The 15813-nt window shown below is 48.8% G+C and carries 14 protein-coding genes; 10 read left to right on the top strand and 4 right to left on the bottom strand.

All coding sequences use genetic code 11. The features are described from left to right. The first annotated feature begins 67 nt into the window (after positions 1–67). Genes CEW91_RS12220 through CEW91_RS12210 form a run of 3 tightly spaced genes read left to right on the top strand, consistent with a single transcriptional unit; the run spans position 68 to position 4017 of the window. Positions 68–2029 carry a transglycosylase SLT domain-containing protein gene (locus CEW91_RS12220; protein WP_088769305.1) on the top strand — a complete coding sequence of 654 codons (1962 nt, stop codon included), beginning with the start codon at positions 68–70 and terminating at the stop codon, positions 2027–2029. 9 nt (positions 2030–2038) lie between these two features. Next, entirely contained in the window at positions 2039–3388 is a 1350-nt protein-coding gene (pepQ, locus tag CEW91_RS12215) for a Xaa-Pro dipeptidase (protein ID WP_088769304.1), read from the top strand. A 2-nt stretch (positions 3389–3390) separates the two neighbouring features. After that, positions 3391–4017: a YigZ family protein gene (locus CEW91_RS12210; RefSeq protein WP_088769303.1), complete on the top strand. Its 627-nt coding sequence runs from the start codon at positions 3391–3393 to the stop codon at positions 4015–4017. Here the strand turns inward: CEW91_RS12210 and trkA are convergent. Genes trkA through def form a run of 4 tightly spaced genes read right to left on the bottom strand, consistent with a single transcriptional unit; the run spans position 4014 to position 8183 of the window. Continuing rightward, positions 4014–5390 (bottom strand): Trk system potassium transporter TrkA, encoded by a 1377-nt coding sequence (gene trkA, locus CEW91_RS12205; protein WP_088769302.1) that lies wholly within the window; start codon positions 5388–5390, stop codon positions 4014–4016. The two genes, CEW91_RS12210 and trkA, sit on opposite strands and share 4 nt — an antisense overlap. Further along, a complete protein-coding gene (rsmB, locus tag CEW91_RS12200) occupies positions 5387–6715 on the bottom strand; it encodes a 16S rRNA (cytosine(967)-C(5))-methyltransferase RsmB (RefSeq protein ID WP_088769301.1) in 1329 nt (442 codons plus the stop codon). Before rsmB ends, trkA begins: the two co-directional genes overlap by 4 nt. Beyond that, on the bottom strand, positions 6712–7659 hold the full coding sequence (gene fmt / locus CEW91_RS12195; RefSeq protein ID WP_088769300.1) for a methionyl-tRNA formyltransferase: 948 nt from the start codon (positions 7657–7659) through the stop codon (positions 6712–6714). Before fmt ends, rsmB begins: the two co-directional genes overlap by 4 nt. Further along, a complete protein-coding gene (gene def, locus CEW91_RS12190) occupies positions 7659–8183 on the bottom strand; it encodes a peptide deformylase (RefSeq protein WP_088769299.1) in 525 nt (174 codons plus the stop codon). Before def ends, fmt begins: the two co-directional genes overlap by 1 nt. 63 nt (positions 8184–8246) lie before the next feature. Between def and dprA the strand changes: the two genes are divergently transcribed. From dprA to polA, 7 genes are all read left to right on the top strand, one after another. Further along, complete coding sequence (gene dprA / locus CEW91_RS12185) at positions 8247–9284, top strand: DNA-processing protein DprA (protein ID WP_232506985.1); 1038 nt, start codon at positions 8247–8249, stop codon at positions 9282–9284. A 3-nt stretch (positions 9285–9287) separates the two neighbouring features. Then, positions 9288–9761 carry a DUF494 family protein gene (locus CEW91_RS12180; protein WP_088769298.1) on the top strand — a complete coding sequence of 158 codons (474 nt, stop codon included), beginning with the start codon at positions 9288–9290 and terminating at the stop codon, positions 9759–9761. Beyond that, positions 9761–10273: a DNA topoisomerase family protein gene (locus CEW91_RS12175; protein WP_088769297.1), complete on the top strand. Its 513-nt coding sequence runs from the start codon at positions 9761–9763 to the stop codon at positions 10271–10273. Before CEW91_RS12180 ends, CEW91_RS12175 begins: the two co-directional genes overlap by 1 nt. A gap of 32 nt (positions 10274–10305) precedes the next feature. Further along, on the top strand, positions 10306–10866 hold the full coding sequence (locus CEW91_RS12170) for an L-threonylcarbamoyladenylate synthase (protein ID WP_088769296.1): 561 nt from the start codon (positions 10306–10308) through the stop codon (positions 10864–10866). Further along, positions 10859–11776 carry an oxygen-dependent coproporphyrinogen oxidase gene (gene hemF / locus CEW91_RS12165; protein WP_088769295.1) on the top strand — a complete coding sequence of 306 codons (918 nt, stop codon included), beginning with the start codon at positions 10859–10861 and terminating at the stop codon, positions 11774–11776. Before CEW91_RS12170 ends, hemF begins: the two co-directional genes overlap by 8 nt. Next, a complete protein-coding gene (gene aroE, locus CEW91_RS12160; RefSeq protein ID WP_088769294.1) occupies positions 11773–12606 on the top strand; it encodes a shikimate dehydrogenase in 834 nt (277 codons plus the stop codon). The genes hemF and aroE overlap by 4 nt, the downstream gene beginning before the upstream one ends. A 408-nt stretch (positions 12607–13014) precedes the next feature. Further along, on the top strand, positions 13015–15780 hold the full coding sequence (gene polA / locus CEW91_RS12155) for a DNA polymerase I (protein WP_088769293.1): 2766 nt from the start codon (positions 13015–13017) through the stop codon (positions 15778–15780). The last annotated feature ends 33 nt before the right edge of the window (positions 15781–15813 follow it).

Below are 15813 nucleotides of genomic sequence, written 5' to 3'. Positions count from 1 at the left end.
AAGGTAGAGAGAGTTTGGCGCGAATACGCTAATTTTTCAACGGTTATTTAAACATGCGTTTGAATTAATGAAGAAGCAATCGTTTATCATTCGTTACAGTCGGCCTTTTATTTTCGCTTGGGCAATTGCTGCGGGCGGGGTCTTGCATGCAGAGCCTGCGGTAACAGAGACTATGGGCTCAGAACAGCGAGAGCAGCAGCGCGAGTTATTCAAAAAGGCGGAATATGCCGCCAAAAGAGGGCGCTTAAACGAATACCGGCAGTTACTTCAGGAACTAGACGGTTATCCGCTAAAGCCTTACTTAGAGCTAACTCGGCTAGAACAGGTGGGGTATTTGGCGAATGAAGACAGAGTGCTTCAGTTTTTAGAAACCTATGAAGGCACCCCTCTGGACTGGCAGTTACGCCAACCCTGGCTCAGTTATCTGGCCAGTGAAGGTGAGAACAAACGCTTTATTCGTGACTTCAGGCACCCAGGTACGCTGACACATCGTTGCCAGTTTATTCATGCTCGCCGTGAAGAAGGGCTTGAAGAGGGTCCCTTTAAGCGACAAGTCGACGCGATTTGGCAGCATGGGTTCTCTTTGCCTCAGGCGTGTGATCCGATCTTAAAAGAGTGGACAGAGCTGGGTGGACGAACAGACGAGATGGTTTGGGAACGGTTGCGGTTGGCCGCCACCAGTGGCAACGCAACATTAATTCCCTACTTAACAGGGCTGCTACCGAAACTTCAGCAATATTTGGGCGAGTTTTATCATAAAGTACGCTATTCCCCTGCAGCGATAGAAGACTCAAATTGGTTTAAAGGCCGTTATCCCTCGCGTGAAGCTGAAATCGCTACCTTTGGTTTAAAAAAGTTGATTTGGCGGGACGAAAACATCGCTCTTAGAGCGTACAACAAGCTGAAAGACAGCCTCCCATTTAGCGAAGAGCAGCTGGCAGAGATTGCCGAAGAGTTTGCGGTGGCTCTTAGCTTGGACGACCACCCAGAAGCGCGAATATGGCATTCGCGGGTTCCACCGGAAGCCCTTAACGAACGAGTATTGCAGTGGCGACTGGCTGTTCATATACAGGACAACGATTTTCAAGGTTTAAAAGCGGTTATCAACGCGTTGCCGATGGCCATAAAGCAGGGGAATCAGTGGCGCTACTGGTTAGCCAGGAGCGAAGAAAAGCTGGGGAATGACTTAGCGGCGCAACAGCTTTATGAAGACCTGTCAGATGAACGACATTACTATGGCTTTCTCTCCGCCGCTCGTTTACAAAAGCCAATCAGCTTAGAGCAGGAAAAGCTGGAAGTCAGCGTGGTTCAGCTTGAGCAGGTGCGAAGTCATCCCAGTGTCCAGCGAGCTTATGAATTTATTCAATTAGAGCGATGGGTGGACGCACGCCGCGAATGGAATCATTTACTGACGCAGCTTGATGGTGAAGAGCAAAAAGTCGCTGCGTACTTAGCAAGTGAGTGGGGTTGGCACGATCAGGCCATTTGGACACTCGCGCAAATTGGACACTTTGACGCTGTGGGTATTCGCTTCCCCCTTGCGTATCAGGGAATTTTAAGTCGAGCGTCTCAAGCGGCAGGAATCGATGAAGAATGGGCACTGGCTATTACACGTAGAGAAAGTGCGTTTCGGCATGATGCATACTCAAGTGCCGGCGCTCGAGGGCTCATGCAAATATTACCGAGCACCGCTAAAAAGCTTGATGGTAATTCGAATTGGCGCCGCCTTAATAACCCGTCGGTCAATGTGCGCTTAGGCACCTATTATTTAGGTCGTCTAAAACATCGCTTCGAGAATAACTGGCTGTTGGCTACCGCAAGTTATAACGCGGGCTATTACCGTGTTAGGGAGTGGTTGCCAGAAGAACCGATGGAAGCAGATGCATGGATTGAAACAATACCCTATTATGAAACAAGAGATTACGTTAAAGCGGTATTAAGTTATCAACAAATTTATCGAATGCTGGGTGGTAAAGAAGATAACTTATTTGAAGACGTAATAGACATGAAAATTGTTGGTTCAGAATAGGACAACTATATGATCGCATCGGCCGGTTTATGGCGGTTGTTTCAAAGCCACATTGATGAATTGCAAAAGCGCGCAGAGCGTTTGTTAGAGCGCGAAAACTTAGAATTATTGGCCATTCATTCGGGACAGCAGAAGCGCTGGTTTCTGGATGACATGAACTATCCCTTCAGAGCGAACCCTCATTTCAAAGCCTGGTGCCCAGAAACACAATTGCCCAACGCTTGGGTAATTGTTCAATCTAAGACGAAACCGACATTGGTGCTGTTGGCAGCGGATGACTTTTGGCACACGGTCAAGTCGGTGGAGTCTGAAGATTGGATACGGGCGTTCCACGTGGAACATCTGAAAACGCCAGAGGCTATTGAAACCCTTCTACCTTATGACAAAAAACACGCCGCTTATATCGGTGAACACATAGAGGTGGCTAAAGCGCTTGGTTTTGACAATATAAACCCCGACCCAGTGTTGCACTTTTTTCATTACCATCGATTATTTAAAACAGACTACGAATTGGCGTGTCTGGAAGAAGCAAACGCGCTGGCGGCAAGAGGACATATTGCGGCAGCAGAGGCTTTCGCTGAAGGCGCCTCGGAATTTGAGTGCTTGCTAAGCTATATGTCAGAAACCCGGCAGGGTCAGAACGAAGTCCCTTACGGCCATATTATTGGGCAGAATGAGAATGCCAGCGTTCTACATCATTGGCAACTGGCCACGGCTAATAAAACCCCGTTGCGGTCAATGCTGGTGGATGCGGGGGCGGAAGTCTGTGGTTACGCGGCGGACATATCTCGTACTTGGTCGTACGAGCATAACGAATATGAAGAGCTTATTGCGGCGATTGATCAAATTACGTTAGCGCTGATAGATAAGCTAAAACCGGGCGTTAGTTTTCCTGATTTGCACAGACTTGCCCATGAGCAAATCGCGAACCTGTTATTTGCCTTCGGGTTTGTCCGTTGCAGCCCTGAACAAATGATTGAAGATGGCATCACTACGGTGTTTTTTCCGCATGGACTAGGTCACCCGCTCGGTCTACAGGTCCATGATGTCGGTGCTGCCCAAGCCGACGAACGCGGCACGCCTATTCCTTCACCAAAAGGACAACTAACGCTGCGGACAACCCGTACGGTTGAAGCGAGGCAGGTTTATACCATAGAGCCCGGCATCTACTTTATTGAGCCGTTACTGAATAAGCTGGCGTCGTCGAATAAAACGCACCTGATTAACTGGAAACGCGTGGACGAATTTCGTCCTTACGGTGGTGTTCGTATTGAAGACAACATTGTTGTTTACCGGGAGAAAAATGATAACTTAACGCGTCGAACTGAGCTGAAAGATTTTAAATTGAAGGTGAACTGACGTTGTCGGGTGAGAATTATTTAATCGTCATAGAAGGCGCTGAAGCAGAAATTGAGGTGAAAGGCAGTCGCTTTATTGCCTGTTTAAGTCCGGCAAAAACACAAGAAGACGCACTGGACTTTAAAGAGGCAATTAAAAGACGCTACCCAAAAGCGAGTCACTATTGTACCGCGTCAGTGTTTGGTCACCCCGAGGACAGTCATGGCTATGCTTACAGCGATGACGGCGAGCCGTCAGGAACAGCTGGTCGACCGATGTTGATGGCACTGTGTGACGTCGCTATAGGACAGGTAACGGCTGTTGTTGTTCGGTATTTCGGAGGGACAAAGCTAGGCACGGGAGGTCTTCAACGAGCCTATAAAGACGCCGTGTGTGAAGCGCTGCCTGATATAAAAACGGAAACCCTGGTGTATAAACAGTCGTTCTCAATACGCTTTGACTATACCGATCAAGGGGCCGTCGAACAGCTTTTTGAACGCTATGATGCAGAAGTTTGGGAAGCGGAATACAGCGATATTATTGCTCAGGAAGTACGGCTAGAGCCTTCGAAAGTGAATGAATTACAAGAAAAACTACAGGCTGCCACACAAGGGCGCGTACAGTTGCGCCCGTATGAGCCCATCGACTAGAAGAACATGGCACTGGGTTGGAAGACTCTTTCTACCTGATCGATGTATTTTTTATCGAGCAAGAACAGAATAACGTGGTCGTCTGAGTGAATGATGGTTTCACTGTGCGCCATAAGCACCTCGTTACCACGTACAATTGCGCCAATGGTGGTGCCTGGTGGTAATTTGATGTCTTTTATGGCTTTCCCCACTACTTTTGAGGTGTCCTCGTCGCCGTGCGCAATGGCTTCAATCGCTTCAGCGGCACCTTTTCGTAGCGAGTAAACGTTAACAATATCGCCTCGACGGACGTGAGTCAGTAGCGCCGATACCGTTGCGCGCTGCGGAGAAATCGCAATATCGATTTCTCCGCCCTGAACCAAATCGACATAAGCACTGCGCTGAATAAGTACCATGGTTTTGCGAGCACCCATACGCTTAGCCAGCATGGCCGACATGATATTCGCTTCGTCGTCGTTGGTGACAGCAATAAATACATCAATATCTTCAACGTGCTCTTCTTCTAAAAGCTTTTGATCAGACGCATCGCCCCGGAATATAAGAGTATGCTCTAAACGCTGAGACAACTCTTCGGCGCGTGTCTCAGAACGCTCAATCAGCTTCACCCGATGGTCATCTTCAAGCTGTTTTGCTAAACCGGCACCAATATTACCGCCGCCAACAATCATAATCCGGCGATACTTGCCTTCAAGCTTCTGAAGTTCCTGCATTACCGTGCTAATGTGTCGAGTATCGGCAATAAAGAAAATCTCATCGTCCGCTTCAATCACTGTTGTGCCGGTTGGGCGGATGGGTTTGCCCTGACGGTAAATAGCGGCAACACGAGTGTCGATATTGGGAATGTGCTCGCGCAGGGTTGAAATAGCATGGCCGACAAGTTTACCACCATAGTAAGCTTTGACGGCGACAAGAGACGCTCGACCGCCGGCAAACTCCATAACCTGCAGTGCGCCAGGGTAGTCAATTAAACGTTTAATGTAATTGGTAACAAGCTGTTCAGGTGAAATGATGTTATCGACGGGCGCGTCTTGATTATGAAATAACTGGTCTTTATAACGAATGTACTCTTCTGAGCGAATACGCGCTATTTTCTTCGGCGTATTAAAAATGGAGTAGGCGACCTGGCAGGCAATCATATTGGTTTCATCGCTACTGGTCACCGCAATGAGCAAGTCAGCATCGTCCGCCCCTGCGCGTCTTAAAACGTCAGGGTGGGCGCCGTTGCCTGCAACGACACGTAAATCGTATTTGTCCTGTAAGTCATCCAATAGGTCGGCGTTTGTGTCGACAATCGTGATATCGTTCTTTTCACCGACTAAGTTTTCAGCCAGCGTACCGCCAACCTGACCAACGCCCAGTATGATTATTTTCATTGTGCTTTTTTGAGTCTCGCGTAAAAGAAGCCGTCGCCGTCAGCATCACCCGGTAAAACTTGAACCATGGTCTGATTCGGCTCTATGGGTATGAGAGTAGCATCGCTGTGTTGTTTTAGGAAAGTCTCTATCTGAGACTGATTCTCTTCCCGCATTACTGAACAGGTTGCGTAAAGGAGTTCTCCTCCGGGAGTCAGTGTTTCCCATAGTGCGTTCAGTATGTTGCCCTGCAGTTCAGCAAGCTCGGTGATATCACTTTGTCTTCGAAGCCATTTGATGTCCGGGTGCCTACGAATTACGCCAGTCGCAGAGCAGGGCGCATCTAATAATATGCGGTCAAAAGGCTTGCCGTCCCACCACGTTGACGGGGCGGCCGCATCCGCACAGTGAATTTCTGCTGAAAGTTGCTGGCGCGCTAAGTTCTCGTTAATGCGTTCTATACGGTTTGCGTCGAGTTCGACAGCGTGAACCGGGCGTTCGAACGAGTGCCTTTCCAATAAGTGTAAAAGTTTTCCGCCCGGCGCGGCACAGCAGTCGAGTACTCGGTGTCTGCTATCCACATTAAGATAGTCAGCGGCCAGCTGTGCCGAGCGATCTTGCACCGACACAGCGCCGTCATGAAATTGAGGCAACTTATCGACTGGGCATGGCGTTAGCAACTTAATCGCGTTACGTGCTTCCGTGTCTGGCACCGCATCGATACCCTGGCTTTTCAGTTGCGCCATATAGTCATCGCGGGAGAATTGGCGCTCGTTAACGCGAAGCCACATCGGAGGGTGCTGGTTATTTTCCCTGAGAATGGATGTCGCTTTATCGCCGTGGTCACTTTCAAGCTGTTGTACCAACCAACGAGGGTGATTGTGAGTGCTATCTTCAGGTAAGTGGCGCTCAAAGTTTTCATCGGCGTCAGGCGCTTCTCGCAATAGTTGGCGCAACACTCCGTTGATAAGCGCTTTGTTATTGCGTTTTTTCAATACAGCGGCCGCTTCAACCGTTGCGCTCACTGCCGCGTGGTCTTTGATACGCTGACAATAGAGCTGATAGGCACCGACCAACAACAGGTAATGCAGGACTTTCAACTTGCCTTTAAGCGGCTGCTGAAGCTTAGCGCCAATAAGGTTGTTTAACGTAGGAAGGACGCGCAACACGCCGTAACTAATTGAACTTGCTAAACGTTTGTCCGGTGGGGAGAGCTTTGAGGTGGCGTTTGGCAGCGCAGTGGATAATGACTCGCCTTTTTCCAATACCTGAAAAAGCGCAGTTGCTGCAGCTGCTCGGCTCGCTGCGCCTGAACCCTTGCTTTCACTTTTATTTGATTCACTCATAATAGCTGTAAGCCTTCAGTAAAAACCTTGGCATAACCGTTAATGAGTGTTGCGGCTGGCTGAGGCTTCTTACCTGGCATTTGTGCTTTGGTGATTCGCAAAACACCATCACCCGTGGCAACATCAATACCGTCGCTAGACGTTTGTACAATCGTCCCCGGTGTTGCTCGGTTTGCGCCTTGTGCAATCTCTGCTTCAATGACCTTTATGGTTTTTTGTTCACCCAATTGGCCTGACTCGCACCAGCTCACCGGCCAAGGAGTAAATGCGCGAGTACATCGTTCTATAAAAGCAGCAGACTCATTCCAGTCGATTCTCGCTTCTGCTTTGCTGAGCTTTTTCGCATAAGTGGCCTGTGTATCATCTTGTACTTTTGCGTTCGCCTGATATGCGTCTAGCTCTTTCAGAGTTTCAACTAACGCTTGTGGACCAAGCGCTTCCAGCTTCTTATAAAGCGATGCGGAGGTTTCGTTAGGGTCAATTGCGCAGCGCTTTTCCAGTAGTACGGGGCCTGTATCTAATCCTGCTTCCATTTGCATAACCGCAACGCCGGACTCAGTGTCGCCCGCCCATATCGCTCGCTGAATAGGAGCTGCGCCGCGCCACCTTGGCAGCAGAGAGCCGTGAACATTCAGGCAGCCTTTGACCGGAATATCGAGTGCCGCTTGCGGCAATAGTAAACCATAAGCGACAACAATCATGACATCCGGCTTTAATGCCTGGAGCTGTTGCTGTGCTTCCTCGGTTTTCAGCGACTCGGGCTGAAATACGGGTAACTGATTAGCTTCAGCCAGCTGCTTAACGGCGCTAGGCTGTAACTTTTTTCCGCGCCCAGCCGGGCGGTCAGGTTGGGTATAGACACCGACAATATCAAAGTCGGTGTCTAAAAGATGCGACAAGTGCTGTGCCGCAAAGTCAGGCGTTCCGGCAAAAACGATGCGCATTATTGGGCTTCCGACGCAAATTTTTCAGCTAAGCGCTGCTCTTTTTCCAGTTTTTTGCGAATGCGCTCACGTTTCAATGGCGATAGGTAATCGACAAACAGCTTGCCGTTTAAATGGTCAATTTCGTGCTGGATACAAATAGCCAGTAAGCCTTCTGCATTCAGTGAGAACGCTTCGCCATTTTTGTCCAACGCTTTTACCGTAATAGTTTCGGCCCGTTCAACTTTGGCGTAAACGCCTGGAAACGACAGGCAGCCCTCGTCATTTTTAAAATGACCTTCTGCTTTGGTGATTTCCGGGTTAATAAAAACCAGTGGTTCATTTTGATCTTCGCTGCAGTCAGCAACAAACAAACGCTGATGCACGTCTACTTGCGTTGCCGCCAGTCCGACACCTTGTTCGTCGTACATCGTTTCGAACATATCATCGATAACCGCACGGATAGAATCGTCTACTTTCGCAATGGGCTGTGCGACTTTACGTAAACGTTCGTCGGGATATTTAAGAACTGTCATTTTTGCCATAGAAACCTCCAAAACTTCATCTACCCTATAGTTTACCTTAAATTGACTGGTGAAGGACAGGGCATGGATGCTGAGCAGTTATGTTTATTAATGGGGGCGGCAAAGGCGCCAAACAAGGTGCAGAAAGCGGCGAGGGAATGTACCTCTATTGCCGAGCTATCTGAGCGATGGGGGCAATCGTTTAAACCGGTCGACCCTAAATGGGTGAAAGCGGCGACAACATGGACGCAAACGGAGCGGCAGGGCGTCATTTCGTATTTTTGTGACGACTACCCTGAAGCTTTAAAGTCCATTCAAAACCCGCCTTGGTTGTTGTATTACCGGGGGCGCAAAGAATTACTGCAAGGCGTAGGCGTGGCTGTTGTCGGCAGCCGAAAAGCATCGCACAGTGGCTTGCAAATTACGGACTGGATAGCCAAAGATTTGGTTGCTGCCGGTATCGTCGTGGTGAGCGGCCTGGCAATGGGTATCGACGCGCAGGCGCACAAAACTGCCGCAGATAAAGGCAAAACTATTGCGGTGCTTGGGACGGGAATAGACCAGTATTACCCGCGCAGGAATAAAACCTTGCAGGATTTTATTGCTCACCAGGGACTGCTGATTTCTGAATTTCCACCGGGGCAGACCGCCAGAATTGATCACTTCCCCCGCCGCAATCGTATTATTAGTGGTATTAGTCAGGCTGTTGTGGTGGTCGAGGCGGCTCGTAAAAGCGGCTCGTTGTCGACCGCCATTCATGGTCTGAACGAAGGTCGGGAAGTGGGCGCGGTGCCGGGCTCTGTGCTGATGCCGGAACACCAAGGCTGTCATTGGTTATTACAGCAAGGCGCTAAGTTGATTAACACACCGCAGGATATTCTCGATTGGTTTGGGGTAAGCGCTAACGACGCGGTCGATGGCTGCGGGTCGCGCGAAGAGAATGAAAGCTTGGCAAACTGCCGTTTGTTCGCTAGTCTGAATTCAGAGCCACGAACAATTGATGACATGGTACAATTGTCCGGACTCGAGGTTGCTGAAGTCATGGAGAAGATAGTGTTATACGAATTAGATGGACTTGTGGCAGCCGTACCAGGCGGTTATATCAAAGTGGGGAGGCGCTAAATCATGTTTGATATCCTCATGTATTTATTTGAAAACTATATCCATTCTGAAATGGAAGTGGTGGTCGATCACGACGAGCTGACCAATGAATTAACGCGCGCTGGTTTCCGTGAACAGGAAATTCAAAAGGCGTTAGCGTGGTTAGAGCGCTTGGCCGACTTACAGGAATTAGAAACCAAATCTTATATTGATGCGTCCGCTACCCAAGCGACTCGCATTTACACAGCTGATGAAATGACTCGTCTGGACAGCCAGTGTCGTGGTTTTATCATGTATCTGGAAAACTTGGGCGTGTTGGACTTTGCCACACGTGAAGTGGTCATTGATCGTGTCATGGAGCTGGAAACAGCCCGCTTTACATTAGACGATCTGAAATGGGTTGTTTTGATGGTGTTGTTTAATGTACCCGGACAAGAAGCTGCTTACGACCAAATGGAAGGGCTTCTGTTCGAAGAAGCAGACGGACCCTTACATTAATGTCCGCTGATGAACGCTGCCCGCGTTGTCAGCGGCCGTTAGTTATAAAACATGTTGGCCATAACAGTTTTTTAGGTTGTACCGGCTACCCGGACTGCGATTACAAGCGTGGCTTAAGAGAACAGTCTGAAATAGAGCCTGAAAACTTAGGCGTTCCCTGTCCTGAGTGTGGCGAAGAACTGCAATTGAAAAGCGGCCGCTATGGCTTATTTGTCGGGTGCAGCAACTTTCCTGACTGCGAGTTCGTTACTGAGCCTGATGCGGGCAATGACGACACCATTCAATGCCCTGAGTGTAAAAAAGGTCAGTTACGACAAAAAACGTCCCGCCGAGGCACCGTTTTCTATGCCTGTGACCAGTATCCCACTTGCCAATTTACAGTGAATCAGCCGCCGGTCGATGAGTCTTGCCCTAAGTGTGGTTTTGCACTGTTAGTGAAGCGGAAAACAGCCTCTGGTATGCGAAAAGTCTGTATACAAAAGCAATGCGACTATAAATCTGACACGCTATAATACCCCGCAACAATTTAACGAGAGAGAGCATTATGTCTCACGACTGGGAAGCCGCGAAAGAAGCGGTAAAAACCGGGGTGATAGCGTACCCGACAGAAGCCGTTTTTGGGCTTGGCTGTGACCCGTCCAACGAAATTGCTATTCAACGACTACTCAGCTTGAAACAGCGTCCGGCAGAAAAAGGCGTTATTTTAATTGCCGCTGACTACAGCCAATTGCTGCCATATGTTGATGACACGGCCATACCTCAGGATAAACGGTTTTCTGTGCTTTCGCACTGGCCAGGTCCAGTGACGCTTATTCTGCCAGCAAGAAAGACCACATCGAGGCTGCTGACAGGCGGACGAGACACTATTGCAGTCCGAGTTTCAGCTCATGAAGCGGTGAGAGAGTTATGCCGTGAGCTGGGTCATGCGCTGGTGTCGACCAGTGCTAACCTGACTGGCGAAGAGCCGGCACGCACCGCCGAAGAGGTTAAGCAGCAGTTTGGTGACAAAGTCAGCTGGGTAATGGATGCCTCAACCGGCGGCGCTAAGAACCCGACTCGTATTATCGACCCATTTAGCAATAAGGTGCTTCGAGACGATGCATAGTAGCTATTTAACGCAAGTAAAAGACTACTTAATGGCACTGCAGGACAGTATTTGCCAGCAGTTAGAAAAGGCAGACGGTGCAGAAGAGTTTCAGGAAGACAGCTGGGATCGCCCAGGCGGGGGTGGCGGTCGCTCTCGTATTTTGAAAAATGGTGCGGTTTTTGAGCAAGGCGGCGTCGGCTTCTCGCATGTGTATGGTGAAAAAATGCCTGCCTCTGCAACCGCACACCGACCGGAACTGGAAGGTCGCGACTTTAATGCCTGCGGCGTGTCATTGGTGTTGCACCCTAAAAACCCCTTCGTACCAACGGTTCACATGAACGTGCGCTTTTTTATTGCCCAAAAAGAAGGGGAAGAGCCTGTTTGGTGGTTCGGAGGTGGCTTTGACTTAACGCCGTTTTATGCGTTTGAAGAAGACGTTGTTGGCTGGCATAAAACAGCGAAGCAGGCGTTAGACAGCGTTGATGAAGCGTTTTATCCGGAATACAAGCAATGGTGCGACGACTACTTCTTTTTAAAACACCGCAACGAAGCGCGCGGTGTGGGTGGTGTTTTTTTTGATGATTTGAATGACCGGCCGTTTGAAGAGTGTTTTTCGGTGATAAAAGCCGTTGGTGACGCATTCACCAAAGCCTATCTGCCGATAGTTGAACGCCGTAAAGAGACGCCTTACACCGAGCAACATCGAGACTTCCAGCTTTATCGCCGTGGGCGTTACGTTGAATTTAATTTGGTGTGGGACAGAGGCACCTTATTTGGCCTGCAAACAGGCGGCCGAACTGAGTCCATTTTAATGTCAATGCCTCCGCTTGTGCGCTGGGAGTACAACTGGAGCCCTGAGCCGGGCTCAGCTGAAGAACAGTTGACGTCTTACTACTTACAACCCAGAGATTGGCTGGCAGAGCAATGACGAGTTCGGTGCGTTTGGGTGTCTTCGGAAACCCGGTGGCTCACAGTTTGTCACCAACCATTCATAGTTTATTTGCAGAGCTTCGCGATGAACGTATTTTGTATGAGAGAATGCTTGCAACGCCGGCTAATTTTCCAAAAGCGGTTGCTCAGTTTTTCCGTGATGGTGGAACAGGCGCAAATGTTACCTTGCCCTTTAAAGAGCAAGCTGCACAACTGGCAAACACCTTAACCGAAAGAGCCCGAGTTGCTGGCGCAGTAAACACGTTAATGAAAGTTAGTTCAGGCTTTGTTGTTGGAGACAACACCGACGGCGAAGGTTTCGTTAAAGATTTAAGTAGAAAAGGCTTTCATGTAAGTGGGTGCTCACTTGTGCTGTTGGGTTCAGGCGGCTCAGCTCGCGGCGTGTTATCGGCATTACTGAGTTTGAATCCGGCGAAAGTGTATTTGGTTAACCGAACGTTGGAGAAAGCCCAGGCGCTTAAGCAGCTGCTTGTCGACTTGAGCGTTCCCGGTGCCGAGAATATTCAGGTTGTATCAAATGCCGACAGTATTAATGAAAAGGTTGATGCAGTCGTAAATGCCACCAGCAGCAGTCTTCATAATATAGACATTCCGTTGCCGCAGAATTTTGCTGACGATGCATGGGGCTATGACTTAATGTACAGCGATAACGCCACTCATTTTCTTAAGCAACTAGAAAGGGCTGGCATTAAAAGCCGTGCGGATGGATTGGGAATGTTGATTGAGCAGGCGGCTTCCTCTTATCAATTGTGGATGGGTGGGGAGCGACCCGATACCACCTTTGTTATGTCCAAAATACGGGTCTGAACCCACTGATTTTTAAGTGGTTTAGAAAAACTTTTATAAAGCCGAAAAATTACCGAACAAAAGAATATAAAAAAATGGATTTTGGTAGTAGATCATCCCGAATTTTGTGGTAGTCTGTTTGACCGGTTTGGGAAAGTTTTTTCAGTCCTACTGAACACCAAATCAATAAGTTTCCACAGTGAAACTTTAGCAATAAAAATAATAAGGTAAGCTAGGGTACCTGCCGTTTTAAACCCATCAGTATCAACAAGTTAGCTATATTTAAAGACACGGGGAAACTTTGTTTTCTGACTGTGGAATAGATCGTTGTCAACAAACATATCCACAGCTTACACACAGGCTGTTCAGTGGTGTGAAACCGCCAGATGTGGCATCCTATTAGGAAATGTTTAATCGGACACAAAACCTATGTCGGCAACCGTTCCTAAGAACCCTTTTATTCTTGTTGATGGCTCATCGTATTTATTCCGTGCATTTCATGCGCCGCCACACTTAACTAACTCCAATGGTGAACCAACCGGCGCGATATACGGTGTGGTAAACATGCTTCGTAGCCTGTTGAAAAAATACCAACCCTCGCACATGGCCGTTGTGTTTGACGCGAAAGGTAAAACCTTCCGAAGCGATATCTATGACGAATACAAAGCGCACAGACCGCCAATGCCGGATGATCTCAGAAGCCAGATAGAGCCGCTCCACAATATCGTTAAAGCAATGGGCCTGCCGCTATTGTGCATTGACGGTGTCGAGGCCGATGACGTTATTGGTACATTGGCTCAACAGGCTGGCGATCAGGGCCGTTTTACGCTCATCAGCACGGGCGATAAAGACATGGCGCAGCTGGTGAATGACCACGTTATGCTGATAAACACCATGACCGATACACTCATGGATACCGAGGGGGTTGAGAAGAAGTTTGGTGTTAAGCCTCAGCAAATTATTGATTACCTGGCGCTCATGGGCGACAGCTCAGATAACATTCCTGGCTTGCCTAAGGTCGGTGAGAAGACCGCTCAGGCGATGCTTCAGGGCATACCCAGTATTGATAAAATTTACGACGATATCGACGCGGTAACATCGTTATCATTCCGCGGTGCTAAGTCGATGCCGGACAAGCTTCGTGAGTATAAAGATCAATTGCTGATGTCGCGTGAGTTGGCCACCATAAAGCTCGATGTCGAGCTGCCCATGCACCCGGATGATCTCCATATTCAGCCGGCAGATGCAGAAAAGTTAGCTGAGCTTTATGGTCAGTGTGAATTTCGTCGCTGGTTAGGCGAGCTTATGGAACAGGGCGCCGCGACTGATCAGGCGCTAGGTGAAGAAAGTTCTGATAAGGTCAGTAGCGATATTTCCTCAGAAGGCTACCGAACGTTACAAACCGAAAAAGACGTAGAAGACTATCTCAATGGGCTTTCTGACGCGGATTTTGTGGCATTTGATACTGAAACCACTAGCTTGAATTATATGCAGGCTGAGCTGGTTGGCGTGTCTTTAGCAATCGAGCCGGGTAAAGCGGTTTACATCCCGGTGGGACATGATTACATGGACGCCCCTGAGCAGGTTGGTCGCGATTGGTTGCTGAAAAAACTAAAACCAATTTTAGAGAAAGACAGCCCGAAAAAGGTGGGTCAGAATTTAAAATACGATGCGCATATTTTGCGTCGATACGGCATTCGGTTGAGCGGTATTTTAAATGACACCATGCTGGCGTCTTATGTGTTTAACAGCGTCGGCGCGCGTCATGATATGGACACTCTAAGCCTACATTATTTAAACCATAAAACCATTAGCTTCGAAGACATCGCCGGTAAAGGTGCGAAGCAGCTGACCTTCAACCAAATTGAGCTTGAAAAGGCCGCACCTTATGCCGCTGAAGACGCTGACATTACTTTACGTCTGCATGAGGTGCTTTGGAAAAAAGTGGAGGAAACGGGCAGCGAGCTACAAAGTGTTTTAACCGATATCGAGGTGCCGCTTATCTCTGTGCTGTGCGATATGGAGCAGTATGGTGTGCGCATAGACGCTAATTTACTGGGCAAACAAAGCCAGGAAATTACTGAAAAGCTGGCAGAGCTTGAGAAAAAAGCGTTCGATATTGCCGGAGAAGAGTTTAATTTAGGCTCGACTAAGCAGCTACAGCGCATTTTCTTTGAAAAGCTGGAGCTTCCGGTCATTAAGAAAACGCCTAAGGGCGCTCCGTCAACGGCAGAAGAAGTGTTGCACGAGTTGGCGCATGATTACCCGCTGCCGGATGTGATATTACAGCATCGAAGCTTGTCTAAATTAAAGTCGACGTACACTGACAAACTGCCAAAAATGATAAACCCGGAAACGGGGCGAGTGCATACCTCGTATCAGCAAGCGGTTGCGGCAACGGGCCGGTTGTCATCGACGGATCCAAACTTGCAGAATATCCCGATTCGAACCGCGGAAGGTCGTCGAGTTCGTCAGGCCTTTGTTCCTGAAGACGGGTATAAAATCGTTGCGATTGACTACAGTCAGATTGAGCTGCGGATTATGGCCCATTTGTCGCAGGATAAGTCACTGTTGAATGCCTTTGCCGAAGGTCTGGATATTCACAGGGCGACGGCGGCAGAAGTCTTTGGATGCAAAACCGAAGACGTCACGGGCGAGCAGCGTCGGCAAGCCAAGGCGGTAAACTTTGGGCTTATTTATGGTATGTCGGCATTCGGCTTGGCTCGTCAGCTGGGCATTGCCCGTAACGATGCTCAGCATTACATGGATAAATACTTTGAGCGTTTCCCCGGCGTCTTGAGATACATGGAAGACACCCGAAAGCAAGCGAAAGACCAAGGTTACGTTAAAACCTTATTTGGTCGCCGCTTACCGTTGCCGGACATAAAAGCCAGTAACGGCGCGCGTAGAAAGGGTGCTGAACGAGCGGCAATTAATGCGCCAATGCAAGGCACTGCGGCGGATATTATTAAAAAGGCGATGCTGCAGGTGGCTGGCTGGATTCATAAAAATAACTGCCAGGACGATGTCCGTATGCTGATGCAGGTGCACGATGAGCTTGTTTTTGAAATAAAAGAAGCAAAACTGGACGACTATATTAAGGAGTTAACAGCGGTTATGGAAAACGCTGCACGCCTTGATGTGCCTTTGATTGCAGAAGCGGGCAAAGGAAAAAATTGGGATGAAGCGCACTAGACTCAAAAAAAGCTGAACTTTTTTTGAGCACCC

Source organism: Idiomarina piscisalsi, assembly GCF_002211765.1.
GTDB lineage: Bacteria > Pseudomonadota > Gammaproteobacteria > Enterobacterales > Alteromonadaceae > Idiomarina > Idiomarina piscisalsi_A.
Note: the sequence above shows the minus strand (reverse complement) of the source record. Positions and strands in the feature narration are given on the sequence as shown.